This is a genomic window from Nocardia sp. NPDC059236, from assembly GCF_042754085.1.
Taxonomy (GTDB): Bacteria; Actinomycetota; Actinomycetes; order Mycobacteriales; family Mycobacteriaceae; genus Nocardia.
Map to the genome: position 1 here is coordinate 44133 of NZ_JBHZAF010000020.1, position 23971 is coordinate 68103.

The following is a 23971-nucleotide window of genomic DNA, read 5'->3' on the forward strand; positions in this document are numbered from 1 at the left end:
GCCGCCGATGACCGAGAGTTCCCCTGATCGTCCGGCGGGCGCCCCGCGCCTGCCGGGTGCCCACCGCCCGGTGGCCCTGATCACGGGACCGACCTCCGGCATCGGCAAGGCGTACGCCACCCGGCTCGCCGCGCTCGGCTACGACCTGGTGCTGGTGGCGCGGGATGAGGATCGGCTGGCCGCGCTGGCACACGATGTGCGGGTGCGTTTCGGTGCGCGAGCCGAGACGCTGCCCGCGGACCTGGGCCGCTCCGCCGACCTCGGCCGGGTGGCCGAACGCCTGGCACAGGGCGTCGAATTCCTGGTCAACAATGCGGGATTCGGCATGTCGGGCGAGTTCTGGACGCTGGAGCCGGACGCCCTGCAGCAGCAACTGGATGTGAACGTCACCGCCGTCGTACAGCTGACCCGGGCGGCCCTGCCGCCCATGCTGCACGCGGCCAAGGGCACCGTGGTCAATGTGGCCAGCACCGCGGGCCTGATACCCGGACGGGGTTCGACCTATTCGGCCTCCAAGGCGTACGTCGTATCCTTTTCACAGGGGCTGGCCGGCGGGCTGGCCGGAACCGGAGTCCGGGTGCAGGCCTTGTGCCCGGGATTCGTCCGCACCGAATTCCATGAGCGGGCCGGAATCGACATGGCCTCGCTACCGCGACCGTTGTGGTTGAGCGTGGACGAGGTGGTGGCGGGTTCGCTGCATGATCTGGAGAGAGACCGGGTGATCAGCGTGCCCGGAATGCAGTACAAAGCGATCGTCGCGATCGCCGGGTTCATCCCACGATCCCTGGTGACCCGCCTGAACCGGGGCCTGTTCAACGCACGCGGAAGGACATAGAGAAAGCAATGCAGGTAACGACCACCGACCGGGACAGACTCGCGGCTCTGGTGCGCGACCTCGCCGTGGTGCACGGCCGGGTGACCCTGTCCTCGGGCAAGGAAGCCGACTACTACGTGGACCTGCGCCGCGCCACCCTGCACCACGAGGCGGCCCCGCTCATCGGCAAGCTACTGCGCGAACTCGTGGCGGACTGGGACTTCGACGCGGTGGGCGGGCTCACCATGGGCGCGGACCCGGTGGCGGCCGCGGTCATGCACGCGCCCGGCCGGGCCATCGATGCCTTCGTGGTCCGCAAGGCCGCCAAGACGCACGGCATGCAGCGTCAGATCGAGGGCCCGGACATCGTGGGCAAGCGGGTGCTGGTGGTCGAGGACACCACCACGACCGGAAACTCCCCGCTCACCGCGGTGCGCGCGCTGCGTGAGGCGGGCGCCATCGTGGTCGGTGTGGCCACCGTGGTGGACCGTGAGACCGGCGCCGACGACATCATCGCGGCCGAGGGTCTGGAGTACCGGTCGATCCTGGGTCTGAAGGACCTCGCGCTGGGGTGAGGACTTAGGTCCTTACCGAAGGGTTAACAAGACTTTGCTCTGGGCTGAACCCTTGCTCTGGGTTAGCCTGGTGCTGGTCTTACGTCCGACAAAGGTGTTGTGAAGGGTCGTGTGAGTCACCAGTGGTGAGCATTGCAATCAACAAGGGTCATCAAAATGTTGCGATGCTCGGCATCGGCGCCTACCGGCCCCAGCGCCTGGTCAGCAACGCCGAAGTGTGCGAGGTCCTGGACTCCACCCCGGAGTGGATCTTCGAGCGCACCGGCATCCACAACCGGCGCTGGATCTCCGGTGACGAGACACTGCGCACCATGGCGGTGGCGGCGGGCAACCGGGCGCTGAACAACACCGGCATCGACCGGTCCAAGATCGGCGCGCTGCTCTTCTGCACCTCCAGCTGGCTCAAGCTGACCCCGCACGGTGCGCCGAGCGTCGCCGCCGACCTCGGCATGAACGGCATCCCGGCCTTCGACCTGACCTCCGGCTGCGGCGGGTTCGGTTACGGCCTGGGTGTCGCCACCGACATGATCCGCTCCGGCTCGGCCGAATACATCCTGGTGATCGGCGCGGAAACCATGACCGTGGGCCTGGACCCGAAGGATCGCGGCACCGCCATGATCTTCGGCGACGGCGCGGGCGCGGTCGTGGTCGGGCCCAGCGAGGAGAACGGCATCTCGCCGACCGTGTGGGGCTCCGACGGCGAGAACGCCGAGGCCATCGCGCAGGACGTCGACTTCCTGGAGTTCATGAACAAGGCGCAGCGCCTGCAGGGCACCGACCCGGCCGTCGAGCCGGTGGGCCGCATGTCGCTGCACATGGAGGGCCCCAAGGTCTTCCGCTGGGCCGCGGTCACCCTGCCGCGCGCGCTGTCGAGTGCCATCGAGCAGTCCGGCGTGCACAAGGAGGACATCGAGGTGTTCATCCCGCACCAGGCCAATGCCCGCATCAACGAGCTCATGAAGAAGAACCTCGGGCTCGCCGACGACATCCCGATGGCCAATGACATCGAGAACACCGGCAACACCTCCGCGGCCTCGATTCCGCTGGCCATGGAGGAGATGCTGGTGACCGGCAAGGCCAAGGGCGGTCAGCTGGCGCTGCTGCTCGGCTTCGGTGCGGGTCTGTCCTACGCCGGTCAGGTCGCGGTGCTGCCGCCCGCACCGGCCGAACCCAGCTTCTGATGGCCCGCCCGTTCCGCGCCGCGTTCGTCGGCGCGGCGGTGGTGACGGTGTTCGGCGCCGTCACCGGCCGCGAGAAATTGCAGTGGGCCGCAAAGCCTTTGCTGATGCCGCTGCTGGCGGCCGATGTGGCGACGAACGGCGCGGCCCTGCATCGCACCGATCGCACGGTGCTGCTCGGGTCGCTGGCCGCGGCCACGGTCGGCGACGTGTTGCTCATCGACCCCGATGACGATCGCCGATTGATAGCCGGCGCTTCGTCTTTCGCGGTCATGCAGACCGGGTACTCGTGGTTGTGGTTCCGGCGCGGCGGCCGGCCGCGCGCGCAGATCGCGGCTCCGCGCCTGGCGGCCTGGCTGGGCGCGGCGACGCTGATGCGGTTCAAGGCCCCGGCGATCGCGGTGCCGCTCACCGTCTACGGCGCGACCCTCGGCACGGCGGCCACGCTGGCGTCCGATCCGGAACTGGCCCGGGACGCGAAGAATATCGCGGGCGTGAATATTCCGAATGCAGACCCGCGCAGCCGATTGGGCGTGGGTGCGCTGTTGTTCACGCTGTCCGACGGATTGATCGTGCTGCGGCGTATTTTCGCGCGCGGTGAGAAGTCGCGCCGGATCAGTGAGGGCGTCATTCTCGGTACGTATGCCGCCGCGCAATACCTGCTCGCGGATCCCCGCGCGCATCGGTAGCCATATCGGTAACCGAATAGGTCACCGTATCTGTCATCGGTAACCGCTGCCGGTCATCGAATTCGATTGGACAAGAACCCCATCCCGAGTTTCGGGATGGGGTTCCGGTGTTTTTATCCCCGAGGGATCAGGGCAGGACCTGCGGAATGGCATCCGGGTCGACCGCGCCGACGAGCAGGCCGATCAGGGCGCCCTGGAGCGCCGGGCCGAGGGCGCACAGCGGGATGAGCGGAATGCCGACCACGGTGACGGCGCAAATGACGGCGCCGACCACGGCCCCGACACCCGCGCCCACCACGCATGATTTTTTTCCTGTCCTCCCGACCCCCGCAGCACGCTGAACTCAGATGGCGTGCAGAACGATTCGCGTTGCCGATGGCAACGGAACAAGTTTTATCCGATCGCGGTCGCGGAATCAAGTCCCGCTGCCGCCATTCGAGATCCGTGAAATTGTGCTCGCCACCACTATTCGGTGACGCGCGCCATTCCGGGGATTGCGGATAGCAGTTCGCGGCCCGCGCCGGATTCCGTCCACCATGCGGTATGGCCGAGAAAATACTCGTCGTAGGCGATTTCGGCGTTCTTCGCATTGCCGCCGGGGATGACGCCGAGGAAGTAGTCGATCTCGGACAGCTCGTACTCGCAATGCACGAGGGGGAGCAGCGCCGGGAGGGCGCGCCGCTCGGCGGCGGTCAGCGGCCGGACCGATTCGTAGCCCTGGAGCAGCACGCGTACCTGGTCGAATCGCACCTTCGCCGGTCCGCCGTCGCGGATCGAAATCCAGTCCACGGCACTGCGTTCGATGGCGGTGGCGAGATCGTGGACGGCGGTGGTGCGGTCGCAGAGGCCGAAGTCGATGACGGAGGTGACGTCGCGGTCGCGCCAGAGCAGGTTCGTGCCGTGCCAATCATTGTGTGTCCACAGCGGTTCCAGGTCCGCGAGCAGAGGCCGGAGCCGCTCGTAGGCCGGGAGGTGGACGCGTTCCAGGTCCGCCCGCCAGTCGCGTTCGGCGAGGAATGCGCCGAGGGCCGGGCGTTCTGCGACCCGATTCGCCACGGCCGCAAGGGGATCGGCGGAGGCGAAGAGGGTGAAGCTTGCCAGTAGCGGCCGGGGCGGGCGGCGTGGCGCCTCGTATCCCGTGGCGGCCAGGTGCAGGCGGGCCAGCAGGCGCCCGGCCGCGGCCGCCCCGGCGAGGGAGCGGTACGGCGTCCAGGAGAAGACGCCCTCGTACTCGTCTCGCCCGTCACCCGATTCCTGGACCTCGTAGGCGAAATCGCCCAGGTCGACCGTGTGCCGTACGCGCGGCACCGGAATTCCTTGCGAGCGCAGGTGATCCATGAAGCGGTGCTCCTCGCCGAGCGCGGCGGCGTCGCGCAGCGCCCGGGGGAGGCGTTTGACGATGAGGTCGTGCCCGTCCGTGGGGCGTACCCGGGCGGTCGCCGACAGTGGTCTCGGGCTGCGCCACACGATCGCCGTGTCCGTGCCCAGCACCGCGTCCACCTCGGCGGAAGTCAGTGCGGGCCAATCGGGTTCGACCAGCGGGTCGAAGCCCATGCCGTAGACGCGGCCGTCGGTCATCCCCGCCGGACCCGCACCAGGAGCGCGGTCACCGCCGCGGCCGCCAGGAACGAATAGAGCGAGGCCGAGGACCACCAGCCCGGATGCACGCCGAGCGCGTCCTGCGCCCGGGTCCAGAATGTCGCCCACCAGCTGATGGAGCCGGGATTGAACAGCTGGTACACCACGAAGCCGATGGCCCACGGCAGCAGCATGAGCGGCCGGGCGGGCGCGTTCTGCGCCAGATTCCAGTCGCGGCGGCCCTGACCGAGGAAGTAGTCGACGATGAGCACCGCGCACAGCGGCACGAAGACCGAGCCGATCAGATAGAGGAAATTCGCGTAGCTGCTGAAGTCGCGCACCGGTAGCGCCAGCAGTGTCACCGCCACACCGACCAGTCCGGCCAGCAGTCGCCGATCCACCCGCGGCAGCAGGTTCTGGATGGACATGGCCGTCGAATACACATTTGCGAAGGACTGGTCCGACTCGCGCAGCACCAGTACCGCGAAGAAGACCCAGCCCGCGGTGACGCCCAGGAAGGAGTCGAATACGTGGTCGGCATTGCCGCCCGCCTGCAGGATGGCGATGATGCCCAGCAGGTAGCACCACACCTGGGCGATCGAGTAGCCGGCCACGGTGGCCCCGGCGGCGGTCTTCGCCGAGCGGGAGTGCCGGGTGTAGTCGGCGGCCAGCGGCACGAACGAGATGGATACGGCCAGGGTGGTGTCGACGGCGGGCCAGAACCCGCTCCAGCTGGTGTCGTGCTGCACCGGAATCGGTTGCCGCAGTAGCTGAATCGTGAAGTAGAGCATGGCGACGGCCACCGCCACCGAGACGTATTTGCGGAGCGCCCGCACCGCGGACAGCGGCCAGATGGCCATGGTGGTGGACAGCGTGCCCGCCGCGACGATCGCCACCCAGTGCGGTACCCGGTCGTGGGTGAGCGCCGAGACGCCGAGCGCGATCACGGTCAGCTCGTACACACCCCAGCCGATGCACTGCACGATATTGGCGACCGTCGGCAGATACGACAGCCGCGTCCCGAACAGGCCGCGCAGCACCGCCATGGCCGGTGCGCCGGTGCGGGCCCCGATGGCGCCCGGTCCGGCCACCATGGCCGCGCCGACCACGGTGCCCAGGACGGTCGCCAGCAGCGCCCCGGCCAGCGGGAGCGGCGGGTTCCCGGTCGGGAAGAGCACGTACGCGGCGCCGCTGAAGCCGATGAGACTGACGCCGAGATTGAGCCAGAACGCCGCCTGATCCGTGAACCCCAGCGTGCGCGGCGGCTGGGTGTCGAGCACCAGCGGCGCTTCCCTGCGGTCGGGTTTCTCGGCGATCGTCATGCCCAGGAGCCTACGGCCCGAATCGTGCGAATCCGGCACTGAGCTGGATATATATCAGAGGCAGAGGATGATCCGGTCCCGGTTCTGCGGGTCGACACGGATCGAAATCGTGCCGCCCACAGCGATTCTCGGTTTCACCACCGGTTCGACATCGAAGACGATGCTGCCGTAGTAGGTCTCCGAGCCCGGCACCACGAGTTCGAGATCGAGTTCGGTGATCTCGGTGCAGTGGTCGGTGCGCTGCAGGGGATGGACCGCTTCGATGTTCGCCCAGCCCTCGAGCCCGTGCCGGCGTAGTCTGCGGTCGGAGCGGCTGGGGCGCTGGGCGAACAGCATGCCGAGGCCCAGGAACGTTCCGAAGAGACCGACCAGTGTGACGATCTGGACCGGCACGGTACCCGGCGGGGTGAGCGGGACCAGCCACCCCAGCCACAACCCGAGTGCGACGAGATATGCCGCCGTCACTCCGAGCACCGTACGGGCTATACGCGCGTGGTCCATGACACCCTCCAACCACGGCCTTTCAGAATTCCAGGATAGTCCCGAAGTTTGTTCCGCGTGGCCCGATCAGCCGAGGTCAGAGGGCTGGTGGGTCAAACGGTCACGCCGGATGTGCGGAGCGTGGTGAGAGCGTCCAGATCGAGCGGCAGGTCGAGCCCGCCGAGTGCCAGGGTCACCTGTCCCGAGTACTCACCGGTCGGTAGGTATCGACCGTCCTGCAGTCGATGGGTCAGCAGCCGCAGCGACTCCTCGGTCTCCAGCAGCCAGTAGCGCCCGATCCCCGCGGCCGCGTACTCGGCGAACTTCATGACCCGATCCACCCGGCGCGAACCCGGCGACACGATCTCGATGGCCGCCAGCACATCCCCCGGCCGCACCCGGGTGGCGTGCTCGGCCCCGGCCGCACCGCCCACGATCAGCACGTCCGGCACCCGCACGGTCGGCGGCGTGCCGTCGTCGATGATCAATTCGATCCGCGCCATGGCGGCCACCCGCCGCGGCAGCGCCCGCTCCAGCTGGGCGGCCAAACGCCACACCGCGAGCTGATGCCGCGGCGGCTGCGGCGCCACCACCAGCACGCCGTCCACCAGTTCGCGGCAGTGCCGATTGTTCTCCGGCAGCAGCGACCACTCCGCGATGGTCAGGAGGTGATTCGGCCAGTATTCAACCGATTTCAGCAATTCCGCGGAACTCGATCGAGTCATGGGCCCAGTCTTCCACGCCCGGCAACCGTGCAGCGATGTTTCAACCCCGCAACCGCAGAACGGCGAGTACCCGCCGATGATGCAGATCCGAGGGCGGCAATTCCAGCTTGGAGAAGATGTTGCCGATGTGTTTCTCCACCCCGCGCTCGGTCACCGAGAGGGCCCGGGCGATGGCCGCGTTCGACAGTCCCTGGGCCATGGATTCCAGCACTTCACGCTCGCGCGGGGTGAGCCGGGCCAGCGAATCCTGTTGCCGGGCAGCGCCCATCAGCTGGCCGACCACCTCCGGGTCCAGCGCGGTGCCGCCGGTGGCGACGCGGCGCAGGGCCTCGGTGAAATCGCCGACGTCGGCCACCCGGTCCTTGAGCAGGTAGCCGACGCCGCCCGCTCCGGCGGCCAGTAACTCGGTGGCATAACGGGTTTCGATCCACTGCGAGAACACCAGCACCCCGGTGCCGGGATGGCTGCGGCGCAGCGCGAGCGCGGCCAGCAGGCCCTCGTCGGTGAAGCTGGGCGGCATGCGGACGTCCACCACGGCGACATCCGGCAGCTGGTCGGCGACCGCGGCGTGCAGACCGGTCGCGTCGCTCACCGCGGCCACCACCTCGAACCCCCGTTCCGCCAGCAACGCGGTGAGGCCGTCGCGCAGGATGGCATTGTCCTCCGCGATGACCACCCGCAGCGGCTGGTTCGCGGTGTTCGCGTCCTCGTTGTCCGGAGTGTTCACAGCCTCGATCATTGCGGCCCGGCCAGCGGCAGCACCAGCGTGACCACGGTCGGGCCGCCGATGGGGCTGTCCACCGTGAGCGTGCCGTCCACCGCGCGCGCCCGCTGCGCCAGCCCCGAAAGCCCGCCCACCACAACGCCTTCGCCGGGTCCGCCCATCGGTTGCAGCGCGCCGCCCTGGCCGTTGTCGCGCACGCTCACCGCCAGCGCATCCGTCCCCGCCGGCCGCACTGCCACCCAGATCCGGTTCGCGGCAGCGTGTTTCACCACATTGGTGAGCAGTTCCGCGACCGAGAAATAGGCGATGGCCTCGATGGCCGGGCTGGGCCGCAGCGGCAGCAGCACCCGCAGCTCCACCGGCAGCGCGCAGCGGGCGGCCAGGGTCTCCAGCGCCGGTTCCAGCCCGAGTTCGAGGGCGGGTGGATGGATGCCGCGCACCAGTTCCCGCAGTTCGGTCAGTGCCTCCTTGGATCCGGTGCGGGCCTGGGCGATCAGCTCGGCGGCATCGCCGCCCGCCGCGATCCGCTCCTCGGCGCGGCCCAGCATCATGGCGATGCTGACCAGCCGGGCCTGGGTGCCGTCGTGCAGGTCGCGTTCCAGCCGGCGCAGGGTGGCGGTGGAGTCGTCGACCGCCGCGCGGCGGCTCTCGCGCAGGCCGGCCAGCTCGAGATCGCGGGCGGTCGGGGTCAGCAGCCAGTACGCGAGGGCGCGGTGCAGGAGGCAGACGCCGCGGATCAGCCACGGCAGCAGGAAGCAGCCGAGCACGCCGAGCGCCGCGAAACCCAGGACGCGCGGCCAGGTGTCGAGGTAGTAGTCGCCGAACTGGATCATCGACCGGTGCGACACGCCGCGTTCGTCCACATTGACCGGATCCATGAGTGCCCACGGAATCGGCGACAGCGCAACGAAACCCGTCACCGCCACCGCCGTCAGCACACCGTAGCCGATCACCACACCCAGCAGGCCGTCGAGGATCAGGAACAGCAGGGCGCGGTACGAGGTCCGATCGGTGAAGGCACTGCGCAGCCAGCCGATCGGCCCGGGCCGAAAGGTGAACGGGGGCGGCTCGGGCAGGGCCGCGTCGAGCAGCACCGCGCCCAGCACCCGATGAATGCGGCCCCATACCCGCCCGCCGAGGATCATGGCCGCCAGCACCGGGATGCCGACCACGAACACCGAGAGGTACAGGCTGCCGCCGATACCCAGGAACAGATAGACCGCGGCGGCACAGCCCAGCCCGAAAACGATGATCAGGTAGGCGAATTCCTTCCAGGTGCGCGCCCGGAACGGCGTGACCAGGAAGGTCCGCAGCACGGACGCGGGGGCGGGGCGGGGGCCTGGATCCGATTGCGGCGCAGGCGGATCGAGCACGATGCTGGGTAGTGCGGCCGTATCGCTCATGGATTCATGGTCGCGGGCGGCGCGGTGCGGTGGCGAGGGAGCAGCCCAGAAAATATTCGGTGTAGCCAGCACGACCACCTAGCATTCAGCCATGACCTACGACGCGCCCCCGCCGGGCTGGGATCCGCAGTCCCAGGGCTACCAGCAGCAGCCGGGCTACAACCAGCAGCCCGGCTACCCCCAGGGCTACCCGCCGCAGGCGCCCGGCTACTACCCGCCCGGCTACTACGGCGCGCCCGCGCCGGATCATCCGCAGGCGGTGGTCGTGTTGATCCTCGGCATCATGAGCCTGGTGTTCTGCCAGCTGCTCGGGCCGATCGCTTGGATCATGGGCGGCAAGGCCCGGCGGGAGATCAGCGAGTCGAACGGCATGATCGGCGGCAGCGGCATGGTGACGGCCGGCTGGATCTGCGGCATCGTCGCCACCGCGCTGATGGTCCTTGTCGTCCTGTTCATCGTGCTCGCCATCATCGTGGGCGCGGTCGGCTCCTCGCACTAGCCAACTACCATCGCCGGGGTGAGTTCCGCCCCGACCGCCCACGAACCGCCGACCCCCGGACCGACCGAATGGGGTGAGCATCCGCACGGCGTCGGACCGTGGCGCGAGGAGTTCGGCACCGAGCCGCCGGACGATCCGCGCCTGGACCCGGACCTGCTCGAGCACGGCGACCGGCGCAATGTGGTGGATGCCTACCGGTATTGGCGGCGCGAGGCCATCGTCGCCGACATCGACAGCCGCCGGCACCCGTTCCATGTGGCCATCGAGAACTTCGGGCACGACGCCAATATCGGCACGGTGGTGCGCACGGCCAATGCCTTCGCGGCGGCGGCCGTGCACATTGTCGGGCGCAAGCGGTGGAATCGCCGCGGGGCCATGGTCACCGACCGCTACCAGCACATTCACCATCACGCCGACATCGATGAGCTGCTGCGTTTCGCGGCCGGCGAGGGACTGACGGTGGTGGCGGTGGACAACGTCCCCGGTGCGGTGCCGCTGGAGACCGCGGCGTTGCCGCGCGAGTGCCTGCTGCTCTTCGGCCAGGAGGGCCCGGGCGTGACCGAGGCCGCGAAAGCGGGCGCGCTGCTGACCGTTTCGATCGCGCAGTTCGGCTCGACCCGCAGTATCAATGCCGGTGTCGCCGCGGGCATCGCCATGCACGCCTGGATCCGCCAGCACGCCGACCTCACCACCGCCTGGTGAGCTGGACGACTCTCGGTAACAAATCAGCCACGAGCGCAGTGCCCGACTGGCACGATAAGTCCTATGACTTCGCGGACCGGACGCAATATCGAGCCGACCGCCGCCCTCTGGTCGGAGCGAGCCGACCTGGCGGAGTCCGCGATCCTCTCGCGTCACCTACGCAAGTTGTGGGGCTGTCCCGGCACCCAGCTCGGCGTGGTGGGCTGGCCCGCCACCAGGGGTGAGCGGGTTTTCGCCTTCTGGCACTACTGGTGGCAGGCCCACCTGATCGACTGCGCGGTCGACGCCGCCAATCGCGCGCCGACCCCCGCCCGGCAGCGCCGCCTCTGGTCCATCGCCCACGCCTCGCGTCTGCGCAATATCACCGGCTGGACCAACAACTACTACGACGACATGGCCTGGCTGACAATCGCTTTGGAGCGGGCCGAACGCACCCAGGGTGTCGCCGAGGTGCGGGGCGCGCTGCTCACTCTGGAGAAGACGCTGGCCAACGGGTTCGATCCGGAGTTCGGCGCGGTCCCCTGGCGTAAGGGCTCCGACTTCTACAACGCCCCGGCCAACGGCCCGGCAGGCATCGCCATGGCGCGCCTGGGCCGCTACCACCTGGCACAGGAACTGGCCGACTTCCTCGACGCCAACCTGCGCGACAAGGAGACCGGCCTCATCTTCGACGGCATCCACCTACCCTCCGGCGAGGTCGAGAAGCCGGTCTACAGCTACTGCCAGGGCGTGACGCTCGGCCTGGAAACCGAACTCGCGGTGCACACCGGCGAACCGCGGCACGCCGAGCGCGCGGTCCGGCTGGTGGACGCCGTCGAGGAGCATCTGACCGCGGACAGCGTGGTGGTCGGCGACGGCGGCGGGGACGGCGGCCTGTTCAACGGCATTCTCATCCGCTATCTGGCGCTGACCGCCCTCATGCTGCCCGGCGGCGGCCCCGCCCAGGTGGCCGCGCGCCGCAAGGCCGCCGCGATGGTGCGCGCGTCCGCGACCGCGGCCTGGGAGCACCGCCTGGATGTGGAGGGTGAGCCGCTGTTCGGCGCGGATTGGCGGCAGCCCGCGCGACTTCCGGGCATCGCGGGCGCGGGCGGCTTCGAGGGCGGTTCGGTGACCGCCTCGCGCAGCCCGGAACGCGATCTGTCGGTGCAGCTTTCGGGCTGGAAGCTGATGGAGGCCGCGCACACGGTGACGGCCGCCGGGCTGTAATCGTTCAGGCGCGCGGCAGCCGGGGCAGCGGCACCGTCGCGGCCTCTGCCACGTCGAGGTCGAAATCTTCGGCGGGACGTGCCATTTCGACGCGGTACTGCCGCACGCCCAGCACCGTGCCGAGCACCAACCCGACCACCAGGGTTCCGATGACCGCGGGCATGAGCCAGGACATGTTCTCCAGGAAGCTGCCCGCGTAGTAGCTGGCCAGCAGGATCACCGGCGCCCAGATGACCGCGCCGACAGACGAGGCGATGGTGTATTTGCGGTGGTCCATTCCGGCCGCGCCCGCGACCAGCGGGCACAGCGTGCGCACCCACGGAATCCAGCGGGCCACCAGCACCGCCAGGAACCCGTGCTTGTGCAGCATGTCCGAAACCCGCGCGAGATTGCGGGTATTGATGTACTTCCCGTTCTTGCGCGCCACCAGATGGTGTCCGGCGCGCTGGCCGAAGGCGTACCCCACCTGGTTGCCGGCGATGGCCGCGATCATGGTGCCGATCGACAGCGCCCAGACCTGCCCCTCGCCGACCTGCGAGGCCAGCACCACACCGGCGGTGATGAGCATGGAGTCACCGGGCAGGAACAGCCCGATGATGAGTGCGCACTCCAGGAAGACGAAGGTGAGAACCACGGTCCAGACGAGCACTGGTCCGGCTGTCTCGAGCGGGCCGAATCCGCCGGAGGCGGAAAGAACGGCAGGGCCGCCCGATGCGAGGGTTAGCGGGGTGATCGACACCGAAGGGCTCAGTGGGTCGGCTCGTTCGTCGAGGTGGCGTACTCGGCCTGTTCCGGGGCCTGGCCGCGGTGCAGCAGGTTCTTCGCGACCGTGATGATGCCCGGCAGGATGGACACGAACACGATCAGCAGGAAGATCGCCTCGACGTTCTTACGAATGAATTCGACATTGCCCAGGAAGTAACCGAGCACGGTGACGCCGCCGCCCCACAGCACCGCGCCGATGATGTCGACGGTGGCGAACTTGCGGTAGTCCATCTTCGAGACACCGGCCAGCACCGGCATGAAGGTGCGCACGATGGGTACGAACCGGGCCAGCACGATGGTCTTGGGGCCGTGCTTCTCGAAGAAGGCGTGGGTCTCGGTGATGTAGCGCTGCTTGAAGAACCGGGTGTCTTCCTTCTTGAACAGCGCCGGGCCGATGGTGCGCCCGATCCAGTAGCCGCTCTGGTCGCCGAGCCAGGCCACGAACGCGGTGGCCGGCACCAGCCACCAGATGTTCATGCCGGCCGGCGGGTGTGCCTGGGCCGCCAGCAGACCGCCGGTGAACAGCAGCGAGTCGCCGGGCAGGATGGGGAACAGCAGACCGGTCTCGATGAAGACGATGGCCAGGATCGCCGGGAGCACTGCGTGCTGCAGCCAAGTCTCCGTCAGGAGGTGCATTGGATCCAAGATCGCGGGGAGCGCGGCATTGGTCGTCACGGCATCGGATACGGCCAGCAAGGTCACGGCCACCACAGTACCGGTAGCCCGGACATCACACCGAACGTCGAAGCAACCTCACAAACTTGTGGGGTATGTGAGGCCATTGCCCCGGAGAAAAGGGGCTGTCCTATCGTGTCAACTGACAGAATTTTGTAGTACGCACCACACACAACACGGAGGTCACTGTGCCCATCGCGACTCCGGAGATCTACGCCGAGATGATTGCTCGGGCCAAGCAGAACTCCTTCGCGTTCCCCGCCATCAACTGCACCTCGTCGGAGACCATCAACGCGGCCATCAAGGGCTTCGCGGACGCCGGAAGTGACGGCATCATCCAGTTCTCCACCGGCGGTGCGGAATTCGGTTCCGGTCTGGGCGTGAAGGACATGGTGACCGGTGCGGTCGCGCTGGCCGAGTTCGCGAACGTGGTCGCCGCGAAGTACGACGTGACCATCGCGCTGCACACCGACCACTGCCCGAAGGACAAGCTGGACACCTTCGTGCGCCCGCTGCTGGCCATCTCGGCCGAGCGCGTGAAGAACGGCCTGAACCCGCTGTTCCAGTCGCACATGTGGGACGGTTCCGCGATCCCGATCGACGAGAACCTGGAGATCGCCAAGGAACTGCTGAAGCAGGCGCACGCGGCGAACATCATCCTCGAGGTCGAGATCGGCGTGGTCGGCGGTGAAGAGGACGGCGTCGAGGCCGAGATCAACGAGAAGCTCTACACCTCGCCCGAGGACTTCGAGAAGACCATCGACGCGCTGGGCTCCGGGGAGAACGGCCAGTACCTGCTGGCCGCCACCTTCGGCAATGTGCACGGCGTGTACAAGCCGGGCAATGTGGTGCTCAAGCCCGAGGTGCTGGCCGAGGGCCAGCGGGTGGCCGCCGCCAAGCTGGGCCTGGGCGCGGACGCGCAGCCTTTCGACTTCGTCTTCCACGGCGGTTCGGGCTCGCTGAAGTCGGAGATCGAGGACTCGCTGCGCTTCGGCGTGGTGAAGATGAACGTCGACACCGACACCCAGTACGCCTTCACCCGTCCGGTCGCCGGCCACATGTTCGGCAACTACGACGGCGTCCTGAAGATCGACGGCGAGGTCGGCAACAAGAAGGTCTACGACCCGCGCAGCTACCTCAAGAAGGCCGAGACCTCGATGGCGGCGCGCGTCGTCGAGGCCTGCAACGACCTGAACTCTGCGGGACGTTCGATCAGCGCCAAGTAAGCTCAAGGGTCGGGATTCCGCTGCAACGAGCGGAATCCCGGGCAATTTTCGAGCGGCGGGCGCGCCGCGGTCTCTATCGAGGCAGGTGGCATGACTGTCGATGTGCGGGTCCTGGGCCCCGTGCAGCTGTTGGTCGCCGGTCGGTCCGTGCCGGTCGGCGGCCCCAAGCCGCGTGCGCTGCTGGCGGCTCTGACCGTGAACCGGCGGCGCGCGGTGTCCTCGCAGGCGCTGGCCGACATTGTCTGGAACGACGATCCGCCGGACTCCTATCAGGCGAGTCTGCAGGTGTTCGTCTCGAATATTCGCAAGACTCTGCGGACCGCCGGGGTCGACCCGGTGGCGCTGCTGCGCACCGAATCCTCCGGCTACCGGCTGGAGATCGAGGACGACGAGTGCGATCTCGGGCGCTTCGAGACGCTGCGCCGCGAGGGTTCGGAGGCCGCCTCGATCGGCGACCCCACCGCCGCGTCCCGGCTCTTCGGCGAGGCGCTGGCGGAATGGAGCGGCCGCGCCCTGGACGATCTGTCCGGCCTCGGCTTCGCGGAGAGCTTCGCCACCGCCATGGACGAGGAGCGGCTGCTGGTCGCCTCCGCCCGCATCGACTCCGAAATCGCTTTGGGCCGGGCCTCTTCCGTGGTCGGCGAGCTGGTGTCGATGACCAGTGCGCATCCGCTGCGGGAGCCGCTGTGGGCGCAGCTCATCACCGCGCTCTATCTGTCCGGCCGTCAGGCCGACGCGCTCGACGCCTGCCGCCGGGTGCGCACCGTGCTGGCCGACGAGCTCGGCATCGATCCCGGTCCGGCGCTCATCGCGCTGGAGCAGAAGGTGCTGCGTCAGGAACCGTTGAGCACGGGGCAGATTCACGAGGTCGAGCGCATGGCCAAGGCCATGACCGAGACCGTCACCGAGATGCCGCGCGCCGTGCGCGCCGGGCAGTTGCGGCTGTCCGACGGCCGGGTGGTGCCGATCGGCCCGAACGGCGTGAAGATCGGCCGCATGACGGACAACGATCTGGTGCTCGACGATCCCAAGGCCAGCCGGTACCACGCGCAGATCACCCCGAGCCGGGCCGGGCTGCTCATCAAGGACCTGCACTCCGCCAACGGCATCTACATCAACGAGGAGTCCATCGAATCGGCCGCCGTGCTGGCCGACGGGGACGCCATCCGGATCGGCACCACCGTGCTCACCTTCCAGGCCTTGCGCTGAGTCGCCGCTGTATTACGCTGCTGCACTGTCGGTTTCGGTTCGCAGTGCGGCGGCGGTAGGCCCACGGGTCTCGATTCGGTCGAGATCGGTCGAGTACCGGCGGTTCGCCCGGTTCCGGGGGTAGGGTCTCTGCCCGGACATATCCGGAGAGCCCGTTTATCGGAAGGTTGAGTGCATGGCCAAGCGGCTGGTGGCAGCTGCGGGGGCGGTGATCGTCGGGGCGGGCGTACTCGCCGGAATGGGCGGGCCGGTCGCGGCGGCGGATCCGGATCCGGGTGCGGCACCGGCCGTTCCGGGTATCGGGCCCTGCAGCACCGACGCCAAGCCCGGACACGAGTCGCTGGTCCCGAAGACCGTCGAAGTGCCCGTGCCCTATCCGGTGGTCACGGTCGACACCGGGCCGCTGCCGGAGAACACCAAGCGCGTGGCGACGGAGTTGCCGCCGGATCCGTGCGTGAACCCGTGCCCGGATCTTACCGACACTCCCGCTCCGCCACCGGGACTCGCCGAACAGCTCGGCCTCCCCAAGCTGATCGTGCGGCCGCAACCGTTCAATTTCGCGTTGCCCAACCCGAATCCGCCGGCGCTGCCGCCCGGTCCCGATCCGGCGCACCCGCCGATCGAGGCCGCCGCCCAGGTGCCTGCCCGGCCCACGCCGCAGGTCTCCGACGTGCGCGAGGTGGCCAAGCTGACCGGCGCCGACTCGGTGAACCGCACCGACAAGCGCTGGCAGGTCCAGGGCACCGACCTGGGCATCATGTGGCAGAGCGCGCCGGACGAGATCGCCATCGCCTTCGGCGACACCGTCGGCCGCGACTTCCACCCGCCGGGCGGCATGGGTGAGGACTGGCGCTCGAACCTGCTGGCCTTCAGCAAGAACCGGGACCTCGAGAACGGTGTCGTGTTCGACCGCATGGTCACCGACGACCGCTGTCACGCCACCGAACTGCTGAGCAGCCGCAAGCTGGACAATATCGAGATCACCACCATTCCGACCTCGGGCTTCGCCATCGGTGACCGGCAGTACCTGAGCTACATGTCGATCCGCACCTGGAACAGCGTGCCCGGCACCTGGTACACCAACTACGGCGGCATCGCCTACTCCGACGACCACGGCGAGCACTGGACCAAGGATCCGTACGCCAAGTGGGAGAACATCTTCGGCCTCTCCAACTTCCAGGTGACGGCCATGGTGCCGCAGGGGGACTGGGTCTACATGTTCGGTATCCCCAACTCGCGGCTCGGCGGGGTCGGGCTGGCCCGGGTGCCGAAGGACCAGGTGCTCAACCCGACGGCCTACCAGTACTGGAACAGCGGCTCCTGGATACCCGAGACGAACGGATCGGTCACGGTCACACCGATTGTCGACGCGCCCGCCGGTGAGCTGTCGGTGCGCTACGACGAGAGCCGCAATGTGTGGCAGATGAGCTACCTGGACACCGCCAAGGCGGCACTCGTTGTGCGGGAATCGGATACGCCGCAGGGCACGTGGTCCGACAGCGCGATCACGGTGAGCGCACTGCAATTCCCGGAGCTGTACGGCGGCTTCATCCATCCGTGGTCCACCGGCAACGACATGTACTTCACCATGTCGACCTGGAGCGACTACAACGTCTACCTGATGCACGCCACGTTGAACTGACGGCCGGACACGAAAACCCCCGGTCGTTCCCCAACCGCGACAACTGATTTCGTTGCGGTTGGGGTAACTCCGGGGGTACGACCGAAATTGGTTCGGCACCTGACCGCCGGCACGCGTGCGGGCGGCCCACGGCTCTCAGCTGTGCGCTGAAGTCTCGGGGAGGCGGGACAGCCGGATCTCGGCGATCGCGCGGCCGAACAGCTTCTTTCCCTCCGAGGTCGCGCCCAGAACGACGGTGGCCGCGCCCCGGGCGGCGTCCACCGACTTCACCTTGCCGGTGAACTCGACGATGGTCGGGGCGGTCGGCTCGACCGGTACGAAGCCGGAGAAGCGGACGCTGAACTTGCCCAGCGCCGACGGATCGCCCAGCCAGTCCACCAGGTAGCCGGCGGTCAGGCCCATGGTGAGCATGCCGTGCGCCACCACGGTGGGCAGGCCGACCAGGGTGGCGGCGGTGTCGCTGAAGTGGATGGGGTTCGGGTCGCCGGAGACGCCCGCGTAGTTGACCAGGTCGCCGCGAGTGACCGGCACCTTGGCGGCGGGCAGCTCGGTGCCGGCGGTCAGGGTCGCGGCGGTGGGGATGGTGTGGACCGGCTGCGGCGGGGCGGGGGCGGCCAGCTCGGCGACCTCGTCGGGGGCCAGCAGAATCAGACCGGTCGGGTCGCCGTCGAATTCGCCGGGCTCGACCACATGGCCGTGCATGACCACGCCCGAGACCGTCTCGACCGTGGCCGGATCGATCTCGACGCCCTTGCGGGCCACGATGGTGGTGGTGGCGACCAGCACCGGCAGCGCGTCGGCATCGGTGAGGGTGACCTTGACGGTGACGAAGTCGTTGTCGCCGAAGCTGCGGATGTTCTCGACGACAACGTCCACTCCGAGGCGGTCCTCGGCCAGGATCGGGCGGTAGTACTCGAAGATCTGATCGGTCTGCAGGATCTGCGAGACGTCGTACTCGGTGAGCACCGATCCGATGAGCGAGCGGGTGGTGGCCGCGCCGATCACCGACGCGAAGGTCGGGGAGGCGAGCAGGCCGCCGTAGCCGAGCGCCGCGGCCGCGGCCTCGGTGTGGTGACCGGGGTGATCGTTGCGCACCGAACGCGCGAACTCGCGGATCTTCTCGCGGCCGACGTCGTAGTGATCACGGACACGGAAGTGCCGTCCGACCAGCTCGGCCGCGGTGGCTTGAGTAGCCTCTGCCGTTTCCGGCATGGTGTTCAGCTCCCTGCAAATCGAAACCCGGTGGGCCCGCACCACTTCTGCAAGGACACTGCCCTCATGGAACAGACAATGTCCTTGACGGTGTACAACCGCTGAAGTGCCGGAATGCCGAAATGGCTGGCCCAGACAATCCGGGACACTCTACCGACGTGCCGGACTGTTGACCAGGTCTTTGTGATGTTCATCGCGACCGGGGCCGCAAATGCGTCAGTAAATTTTCCGGGAGCCGATCAGTGCCCGTTCTGCGGGTCGCACACCTTCCACGAACCACCCTCGTCGCGCAGATCGAAGGTGCGTGCGGACGTCTTCGACGGGTCCGCCGCGGTGTACACGGTCGCCTGCGCCAGCGCGGCGTCGCCGGTGATCTGAATGGCGTCGACGCTCTTCACCTGGGGAATGCTCTTCTGGTCCTGCGACGTCTTGTACACGCTCGCGAACTGGTCGGCCGAGATCTTCTGGTAGAAGTCGTGCTGCGCACCGCAGGTCACGGCCCGCAACGCGTCCAGATTCCCGGACTTCAGCGCGTCGGTGTACGTGGTGATCGTCTTCTGGACCAAGGCTTCCGGCGAGTTGTTGTTCTTGTGCTTCACCACACCGAACACCACACCGGCAATGGCGATCACCGCGATCACGGCCGCCGCCACGATGATCCACAGCTTCTTCGACGCACCGCCCGCGGCCGGCGCGGTCCCGGCGGCTGCCTCGGCGGCGGCCGGAACCCGCTGCGGCTGCGCCAGAATGCGCGGTCCACCCCCCTGAACATCCTGCGGCCCAGCCTGTCCCGGGCCACCCGGCACCGGACCCTGCTGCACACCCTGCGGTGCGTTCGGTCCCTGCAGTGCATTGGGTCCCTGCGGTGCATTGGGACCCGGAGCGCCCGGTCCCTGCGGGCCGCGCGGACCCTGCGGCGGCGCACCCGCCCCGACCCGCTGCGGCGGGGCGATGCGCGGACCGCCGATGGGCTGTCCCGGCGTGGTCGGCTGCATATCCGCCGGTGACGGCGCGGTCGCGGGCCGGCGCGGCCCCATCGGCGGTCGCGGCGGCGACGGCCGGGTCTCCTCGACCGGGGCGTCCGGCGCCGGCGCGTTCCCCTTCGGCCCCACATTCCGCGGCCCCGCGTTCACCCGCGGCGTCTGCGGCGGCTTGCTGACCGCCCGCCCCTGCGGCCCCGACACCCGGATCTTCTCGGTCGCCTGGTCCCCGGACACGATCGGCAACGCCGTCGTAGCGTCATCCGCTGGACTCGGAACCTTCTTGATCACAACGGTTTTCGCGTCCCCGCCGGAGGCGTCGCCGGAATCGCCGTCCCGCTTCGCCCCGGAATCGCCTGCCCCGCCGGCCTTCTCGGCCGCCGCGTCACCGTCCTTCGCCTTACCGGCATCCTTCGTCCTACCGCCGTCCGCGGCGGCCTTGCCATCCTCCGGCTGCGAATCCGCCTGCGGCATCCCCTCGGTGGGAACATCCTGCGGCGCGGGCTTCCCCTGCGCCGCATCGCTCGCGGCTCCACCCGGCTTCCCGGCAGCCGCAGGCGCGGAACCGGCCTTCGCGGCCCCGCCGTTCGCCGCCTTCCCGGGTTGCTGAATCCGAATCAACTGGGTGGTCGCATCCGCCGCGGCGGCCTCGCCCGCGGCAGGCTTCTCCCCGCTCGGCCGCTGAATCGGAATGAACTGCGTAGGAGCATCGTCCGTCGCCGCCTGCCGGCCCGGGCCGGACTGCTCCGCGCCGGTCGGCTTTCCACCGGCGTTCTGTTGCGCGGGTGCGCTCGAACCCTTCGGGTCGGCCGGGGCGGGCTGCCCCTGCTTCGCTCCGGAGGTCGAGGACGCGTCCGGGCGCTGCGCATCGCCTGCGGCCTGTGATTTTGCGCCGGGTCCGGATTGTTCAGCGCCAGTGGACTTCTCAGCGGCTGCGTTCGATGGCGTCGCCGCGTTCGCGTCCGGGCGGGTTGTCTGTCCCGCTGCGGGTTCGGCGGCCTTCGGGGTGCCCGGTCGCGGTGCGGCGCCCGCGGCGGGAGCCTGTCGGGCGGGGGCGGATTGCCGGGCCGCAGCGGGTCGGGTGCCGGGCGGGTTCTGCTTGCCGGCCGCGCCGGGGGCCGCGGGCCGGGCGCTCGAGGTGTTCTGGGGTACGAATTCGCCCGAGCCCTGGCGCGCGGCGGCCGGGGGTTGGCCGCCCGGGGTGCTCTGCGGGGCGGGGGGCTGGATGCGTCCGGCGGACTTGGGGGTTTCGTAGTGGATGGTGGCGAAACCGGCCGAGCCGGACTTGGCGGGCGGGTTGGCCGGCTTGCCTTGGCCGGGGGCCGGCTTCGAGCCGGCCGGTGCGGGTTCGGCTGCGCCGGTGCGGATCTCCTCGGTGCGGGAGTCGGCGGTGGGAATCACTTCCGTGGCCGCGGTCGGGGGAGCGTCGTCGGCGCCGGCATCGCTCGGTGCGCCGGGGCCCTTCGCGGGGTTGCTCGGGGCGGGGCCGCTGGGCCGGGACGTGGACTGGTCGGTCGGAGTCTTGGGGGCGGCGGTGTCCTCGGCGCCGGATGCCGAGTTGGCAGGACCCTGCGGCTGCTGGTCGTCTTTCGGGTCGGACACGCGCTACACCCCTTGCTTCGGCGGAACTGTGATTCGACGGTCAGCCTACTGAGCATTCCGGACGGCGGTGCAGAATGATCGGCATGACCTCCTTCGGCGATCTACTCGGACCGCAGCCGGTCCTCCTCCCGGAAAACATCGACGCGGAGGACGCGCTGCTCCAGAAACAGGACCCGGTGCAGGTTGCCGCGGCGCATCCGACCGCCTCCATCGCCTGGGCCTACCTGGCCGAGGCCGCGCTGGAGCGGGGCGCAGCCGCGGAAGGCGAGATCAACCACGACATCATCTCCGCCTACGCCTTCGCGCGCACCGGCTACCACCGCGGCCTGGACCTGTTGCGCCGCAACGGCTGGAAGGGCTTCGGCCCGGTGCCGTGGAGCCACGAGCCCAATCGGGGCTTCCTGCGCAGCGTCGGCGCGCTGGCGAAGGCCGCCCGCGCCATCGGCGAGACCGACGAGTACGCGCGCTGCCTGGACCTGCTCGAGGACTGCGACCCGCGCGCGGCCGCCGAGCTCGGCCTCGACTGAATTGAGCAGCGGCCTGGGCGAAACCTTCGACGCTGCCCGGGAGAGCAGCGTCACCCGCGTGCGCAGGGCCGCGGGGCGCGTCCGGTCCTCGCTGCTGCCGATCGTGCAGTGCGCGATCGGCGCGGGCGTGGCCTGGTTCATCGCCCACAATGTGATCGGGCACGAGCGCCCGTTCTTCGCGCCCATGGCCGCCATGATCTCCATCGGCCTGTCGTTCGGTGCGCGGCTGCGCCGGTCGGTCGAGCTGATCGTCGGCGTGGCCGTCGGCATCGGCATCGGCGACCTGTTCGTCTCCCGGGTGGGCACCGGCGGCTGGCAGATCGTGCTGCTGGTGGTGATCGCCATGTGCGCCGCCGTCTTCCTCGACGGCGGCCCGGTCATCACCATGCAGGCGGCCAGTTCCGCGGTGCTGGTGGCAACGCTCTATCCGCCCGGTCAGGGTGGTGCGTCGCTGCGCATGATCGACGCGCTGGTGGGTGGTCTGGTCGGCATCGTGGTGGTGGCGGCGATCCCGCTGCATCCGGTCCGCCGCGCCCGGGAGCAGGCCGCCGGGATTCTCGAGGTGATGGGCAATGCCCTCACCGAGTGCGCGGACGGCCTGCTCGAGCAGGATGCCGCCAAGATCAAGACGGCGCTCGAGACCGTGCGCGGCACCCAGGGTGCGATCGACGCCATGCGCAATACCCTGGAGGGCAGCCGGGAGATCATTCGAATCTCCCCGCTGTACTGGAACTCTCGCTCCCGCCTGCAGCGCCTGCGGCAGGCCGCGGACCCGCTCGACAACGCGGTCCGCAATACCCGCGTGCTGCTGCGCCGCGCGCTCACTTCGGTGCACGACGACGAGGTGCTGAATCCGGGCCTGGTCGCGGAGGTCGAGAAACTCGGTCAGGCCGTGGATGTGGTGCGCCGCATGATGCTGGCCGACCCGGACGAGAAGCCCGATCCCGCCGAGGCGACCCGTGTGCTGCGCTCGGTCGGCAAGGGCGCGACCAAGGATCTGGTGACCGGGGCGGGCCTGTCCGCCCACGTGGTCTTCGCCCAATTGCGTTCCATCGTCGTGGATCTCATGCAGGTGTGCGGGATACGAAGGCTCTCCGCCATGGCGCTGCTGCCGCCGACCGTCCCGCATCCCTATGTCACGCCGATCGACTGATCCGCATCCGCGTCCGCCCGAATCACGGGTAGGTCCGAGACCGGAATTGCAGGTATGTCCGATTCGCCTGCGGGGGCCTGCTCTTGATCTTCGGGTAGTCCGCTACTCGCGTCGAACCGCTTGCGTCTCTCTACCGTTCGTATCAGGCCGGATTTACGAGGGGTAGTCCGGTTCCGGACTCGCAGCGAAGGGTGGCAACGGTTCCTCCGGACCGATGTCGTTGCGATGGGCCGCCCGGCACCGGGTCGTCCGGGCGGCCCACCCGGGTCAGAGCCAGAAGCGCGTCAGCGCGCTGCCCGCCGACCACCAGCTGCCCGGCAGCCCGGACAATTCGAACAGCGCGTTGATCGCGTCGAAGAAGAGCCGGTTGAGTTCCGGCGTGAACAGCAGCGCGAACAGGATCAGGATGCCGAACGGCTTGATCTGATCCAGCGACCGCCGCGTCTGATAGCTCAGCGACGGCTCCAGAATCCCGTACCCGTCGGTGCCGGGAATCGGGATGAGGTTCAGCACGGTCGCCGTAATCTGCAGGAACGCAAGGTAACTGAGCCCGAACCAGAATGCCGCGTGTGAATGTGTGCTGCCGTAGAACCGCACGATCACCAGCAGCACGATCGCGCACAGCGCGTTCACCGCGGGCCCGGCGCCGCTCAGGATCCGCTGTACCCGCGGGCTGAAGTTGTGCGAGTGCACGTACACCGCACCACCGGGCAGCGCGAACCCGCCGAGCGCGATGAACACCACTGGCAGCGCGATCGACAGCAGCGGATGGCTGTACTTGAGCGGATTGAGGGTCAGATACCCGCGCATCTCCACTTCGCGGTCCCCGGCCCGCCACGCCACATACGCGTGCGCGAATTCGTGCAGGCAGATGGAGACGATCCAGCCCGCCACCACCAGGATGAAAACGCCGAATTGGGCCTGGCGCGAACCGTAGTCGGCGTCCCAGGCGAGCGCTCCGCCCGCCAGCGTGATCACCACGACCAGTAGGAACACCGGACTGGGCCGGACCGCTCCGGATGCCCGGCCCACCGCGCGCGGGTAATTCACCTGATACTCCCAACTGGTCGGCTCTGCTGTACGCC

Annotated in this window: 24 protein-coding genes; 12 read left to right on the forward strand and 12 right to left on the reverse strand. The window is 68.8% G+C overall.

The window, feature by feature from the left end; all coding sequences use genetic code 11:
* Window positions 1-7 precede the first annotated feature (7 nt).
* The 4 genes from ACFXIV_RS37305 (at window position 8) to ACFXIV_RS37320 (ending at window position 3256) form a co-directional block, all read left to right on the forward strand.
* The gene (locus ACFXIV_RS37305; RefSeq protein WP_379388682.1) at window positions 8-835 is read left to right on the forward strand and encodes an SDR family NAD(P)-dependent oxidoreductase; all 828 of its coding nucleotides are present in this window, start codon (window positions 8-10) and stop codon (window positions 833-835) included.
* A gap of 8 nt (window positions 836-843) precedes the next feature.
* Entirely contained in the window at window positions 844-1389 is a 546-nt protein-coding gene (pyrE, locus tag ACFXIV_RS37310) for an orotate phosphoribosyltransferase (RefSeq protein ID WP_354843337.1), read from the forward strand.
* 122 nt (window positions 1390-1511) lie between these two features.
* Complete coding sequence (locus tag ACFXIV_RS37315; RefSeq protein WP_379401235.1) at window positions 1512-2570, forward strand: beta-ketoacyl-ACP synthase 3; 1059 nt, start codon at window positions 1512-1514, stop codon at window positions 2568-2570.
* Window positions 2570-3256: a lysoplasmalogenase gene (locus ACFXIV_RS37320; RefSeq protein ID WP_379401236.1), complete on the forward strand. Its 687-nt coding sequence runs from the start codon at window positions 2570-2572 to the stop codon at window positions 3254-3256. The genes ACFXIV_RS37315 and ACFXIV_RS37320 overlap by 1 nt, the downstream gene beginning before the upstream one ends.
* Window positions 3257-3383: 127 nt before the next feature.
* Here the strand turns inward: ACFXIV_RS37320 and ACFXIV_RS37325 are convergent, their stop codons facing one another.
* The 7 genes from ACFXIV_RS37325 to ACFXIV_RS37355 all read right to left on the reverse strand — a co-directional run bounded on the left by ACFXIV_RS37325 (window position 3384) and on the right by ACFXIV_RS37355 (window position 9488).
* Window positions 3384-3551, reverse strand: a complete 168-nt coding sequence (locus tag ACFXIV_RS37325) for a hypothetical protein (RefSeq protein ID WP_379401237.1) — start codon at window positions 3549-3551, stop codon at window positions 3384-3386.
* Between the two features lie 170 nt (window positions 3552-3721).
* Window positions 3722-4834 carry a phosphotransferase enzyme family protein gene (locus tag ACFXIV_RS37330; RefSeq protein WP_379401239.1) on the reverse strand — a complete coding sequence of 371 codons (1113 nt, stop codon included), beginning with the start codon at window positions 4832-4834 and terminating at the stop codon, window positions 3722-3724.
* Window positions 4831-6156 (reverse strand): purine-cytosine permease family protein, encoded by a 1326-nt coding sequence (locus ACFXIV_RS37335; RefSeq protein ID WP_379401240.1) that lies wholly within the window; start codon window positions 6154-6156, stop codon window positions 4831-4833. Before ACFXIV_RS37335 ends, ACFXIV_RS37330 begins: the two co-directional genes overlap by 4 nt.
* Before the next feature lie 54 nt (window positions 6157-6210).
* Entirely contained in the window at window positions 6211-6657 is a 447-nt protein-coding gene (locus ACFXIV_RS37340) for a hypothetical protein (RefSeq protein WP_354843354.1), read from the reverse strand.
* 92 nt (window positions 6658-6749) lie between these two features.
* Window positions 6750-7361: a Uma2 family endonuclease gene (locus ACFXIV_RS37345; RefSeq protein ID WP_379401241.1), complete on the reverse strand. Its 612-nt coding sequence runs from the start codon at window positions 7359-7361 to the stop codon at window positions 6750-6752.
* Window positions 7362-7401: 40 nt separating this feature from the next.
* On the reverse strand, window positions 7402-8043 hold the full coding sequence (locus tag ACFXIV_RS37350; protein ID WP_379401330.1) for a LuxR C-terminal-related transcriptional regulator: 642 nt from the start codon (window positions 8041-8043) through the stop codon (window positions 7402-7404).
* Between the two features lie 53 nt (window positions 8044-8096).
* Window positions 8097-9488, reverse strand: a complete 1392-nt coding sequence (locus tag ACFXIV_RS37355) for a sensor histidine kinase (RefSeq protein WP_379401243.1) — start codon at window positions 9486-9488, stop codon at window positions 8097-8099.
* A gap of 91 nt (window positions 9489-9579) precedes the next feature.
* Between ACFXIV_RS37355 and ACFXIV_RS37360 the strand changes: the two genes are divergently transcribed.
* From ACFXIV_RS37360 to ACFXIV_RS37370, 3 genes are all read left to right on the forward strand, one after another.
* Entirely contained in the window at window positions 9580-9987 is a 408-nt protein-coding gene (locus ACFXIV_RS37360) for a DUF4190 domain-containing protein (RefSeq protein WP_379401244.1), read from the forward strand.
* Between the two features lie 18 nt (window positions 9988-10005).
* Window positions 10006-10689 carry a TrmH family RNA methyltransferase gene (locus ACFXIV_RS37365; protein ID WP_354843365.1) on the forward strand — a complete coding sequence of 228 codons (684 nt, stop codon included), beginning with the start codon at window positions 10006-10008 and terminating at the stop codon, window positions 10687-10689.
* 63 nt (window positions 10690-10752) lie between these two features.
* Window positions 10753-11895 (forward strand): glycoside hydrolase family 76 protein, encoded by a 1143-nt coding sequence (locus ACFXIV_RS37370; protein WP_379401245.1) that lies wholly within the window; start codon window positions 10753-10755, stop codon window positions 11893-11895.
* A gap of 4 nt (window positions 11896-11899) precedes the next feature.
* Here ACFXIV_RS37370 and ACFXIV_RS37375 read toward each other — a convergent pair whose 3' ends face one another.
* Window positions 11900-12544: a DedA family protein gene (locus tag ACFXIV_RS37375; RefSeq protein WP_379401246.1), complete on the reverse strand. Its 645-nt coding sequence runs from the start codon at window positions 12542-12544 to the stop codon at window positions 11900-11902.
* Between the two features lie 98 nt (window positions 12545-12642).
* Complete coding sequence (locus ACFXIV_RS37380; RefSeq protein ID WP_379401331.1) at window positions 12643-13296, reverse strand: DedA family protein; 654 nt, start codon at window positions 13294-13296, stop codon at window positions 12643-12645.
* A 227-nt stretch (window positions 13297-13523) separates the two neighbouring features.
* Between ACFXIV_RS37380 and fbaA the strand changes: the two genes are divergently transcribed.
* The 3 genes from fbaA (at window position 13524) to ACFXIV_RS37395 (ending at window position 17412) form a co-directional block, all read left to right on the forward strand.
* Window positions 13524-14561, forward strand: coding sequence for a class II fructose-bisphosphate aldolase (fbaA, locus tag ACFXIV_RS37385; RefSeq protein ID WP_354843373.1), 1038 nt, complete (start codon window positions 13524-13526; stop codon window positions 14559-14561).
* A 90-nt stretch (window positions 14562-14651) separates the two neighbouring features.
* Window positions 14652-15770, forward strand: a complete 1119-nt coding sequence (locus tag ACFXIV_RS37390) for a BTAD domain-containing putative transcriptional regulator (RefSeq protein WP_379401247.1) — start codon at window positions 14652-14654, stop codon at window positions 15768-15770.
* Window positions 15771-15945: 175 nt separating this feature from the next.
* Window positions 15946-17412, forward strand: a complete 1467-nt coding sequence (locus tag ACFXIV_RS37395) for a DUF4185 domain-containing protein (protein WP_379401248.1) — start codon at window positions 15946-15948, stop codon at window positions 17410-17412.
* A gap of 135 nt (window positions 17413-17547) precedes the next feature.
* On the opposite strand, the gene ACFXIV_RS37400 is transcribed toward ACFXIV_RS37395, so the two are convergent.
* Both ACFXIV_RS37400 and ACFXIV_RS37405 read right to left on the reverse strand, forming a co-directional pair.
* Complete coding sequence (locus ACFXIV_RS37400; protein WP_379401249.1) at window positions 17548-18624, reverse strand: fused (3R)-hydroxyacyl-ACP dehydratase subunits HadA/HadB; 1077 nt, start codon at window positions 18622-18624, stop codon at window positions 17548-17550.
* 239 nt (window positions 18625-18863) lie between these two features.
* Complete coding sequence (locus tag ACFXIV_RS37405) at window positions 18864-21206, reverse strand: hypothetical protein (RefSeq protein ID WP_379401250.1); 2343 nt, start codon at window positions 21204-21206, stop codon at window positions 18864-18866.
* Window positions 21207-21289: 83 nt separating this feature from the next.
* On the opposite strand from ACFXIV_RS37405, the gene ACFXIV_RS37410 reads away from it, so the two are divergent.
* Together ACFXIV_RS37410 and ACFXIV_RS37415 are read left to right on the forward strand one after the other, a co-directional pair.
* Window positions 21290-21733 carry a DUF3151 domain-containing protein gene (locus ACFXIV_RS37410; protein ID WP_379401251.1) on the forward strand — a complete coding sequence of 148 codons (444 nt, stop codon included), beginning with the start codon at window positions 21290-21292 and terminating at the stop codon, window positions 21731-21733.
* A gap of 1 nt (window position 21734) precedes the next feature.
* Complete coding sequence (locus tag ACFXIV_RS37415; RefSeq protein ID WP_379401252.1) at window positions 21735-22886, forward strand: aromatic acid exporter family protein; 1152 nt, start codon at window positions 21735-21737, stop codon at window positions 22884-22886.
* Window positions 22887-23153: 267 nt separating this feature from the next.
* Here ACFXIV_RS37415 and ACFXIV_RS37420 read toward each other — a convergent pair whose 3' ends face one another.
* Window positions 23154-23936 carry a site-2 protease family protein gene (locus tag ACFXIV_RS37420; protein WP_379401253.1) on the reverse strand — a complete coding sequence of 261 codons (783 nt, stop codon included), beginning with the start codon at window positions 23934-23936 and terminating at the stop codon, window positions 23154-23156.
* Window positions 23937-23971 lie beyond the last annotated feature (35 nt).

What these genes read in the sequence shown, in the direction of transcription:
- ACFXIV_RS37330 (WP_379401239.1), bottom strand. Translation starts at nt 4,834, where the DNA reads ATGACCGACGGCCGCGTCTACGGCATGGGCTTCGACCCGCTGGTCGAA.
- ACFXIV_RS37400 (WP_379401249.1), bottom strand. Translation starts at nt 18,624, where the DNA reads ATGCCGGAAACGGCAGAGGCTACTCAAGCCACCGCGGCCGAGCTGGTC.
- ACFXIV_RS37340 (WP_354843354.1), bottom strand. Translation starts at nt 6,657, where the DNA reads ATGGACCACGCGCGTATAGCCCGTACGGTGCTCGGAGTGACGGCGGCA.
- ACFXIV_RS37345 (WP_379401241.1), bottom strand. Translation starts at nt 7,361, where the DNA reads ATGACTCGATCGAGTTCCGCGGAATTGCTGAAATCGGTTGAATACTGG.
- ACFXIV_RS37390 (WP_379401247.1), top strand. Translation starts at nt 14,652, where the DNA reads ATGACTGTCGATGTGCGGGTCCTGGGCCCCGTGCAGCTGTTGGTCGCC.
- ACFXIV_RS37305 (WP_379388682.1), top strand. Translation starts at nt 8, where the DNA reads ATGACCGAGAGTTCCCCTGATCGTCCGGCGGGCGCCCCGCGCCTGCCG.
- ACFXIV_RS37355 (WP_379401243.1), bottom strand. Translation starts at nt 9,488, where the DNA reads ATGAGCGATACGGCCGCACTACCCAGCATCGTGCTCGATCCGCCTGCG.
- ACFXIV_RS37360 (WP_379401244.1), top strand. Translation starts at nt 9,580, where the DNA reads ATGACCTACGACGCGCCCCCGCCGGGCTGGGATCCGCAGTCCCAGGGC.
- ACFXIV_RS37370 (WP_379401245.1), top strand. Translation starts at nt 10,753, where the DNA reads ATGACTTCGCGGACCGGACGCAATATCGAGCCGACCGCCGCCCTCTGG.
- ACFXIV_RS37320 (WP_379401236.1), top strand. Translation starts at nt 2,570, where the DNA reads ATGGCCCGCCCGTTCCGCGCCGCGTTCGTCGGCGCGGCGGTGGTGACG.
- ACFXIV_RS37410 (WP_379401251.1), top strand. Translation starts at nt 21,290, where the DNA reads ATGACCTCCTTCGGCGATCTACTCGGACCGCAGCCGGTCCTCCTCCCG.
- ACFXIV_RS37395 (WP_379401248.1), top strand. Translation starts at nt 15,946, where the DNA reads ATGGCCAAGCGGCTGGTGGCAGCTGCGGGGGCGGTGATCGTCGGGGCG.
- pyrE (WP_354843337.1), top strand. Translation starts at nt 844, where the DNA reads ATGCAGGTAACGACCACCGACCGGGACAGACTCGCGGCTCTGGTGCGC.
- ACFXIV_RS37335 (WP_379401240.1), bottom strand. Translation starts at nt 6,156, where the DNA reads ATGACGATCGCCGAGAAACCCGACCGCAGGGAAGCGCCGCTGGTGCTC.
- ACFXIV_RS37380 (WP_379401331.1), bottom strand. Translation starts at nt 13,296, where the DNA reads ATGCACCTCCTGACGGAGACTTGGCTGCAGCACGCAGTGCTCCCGGCG.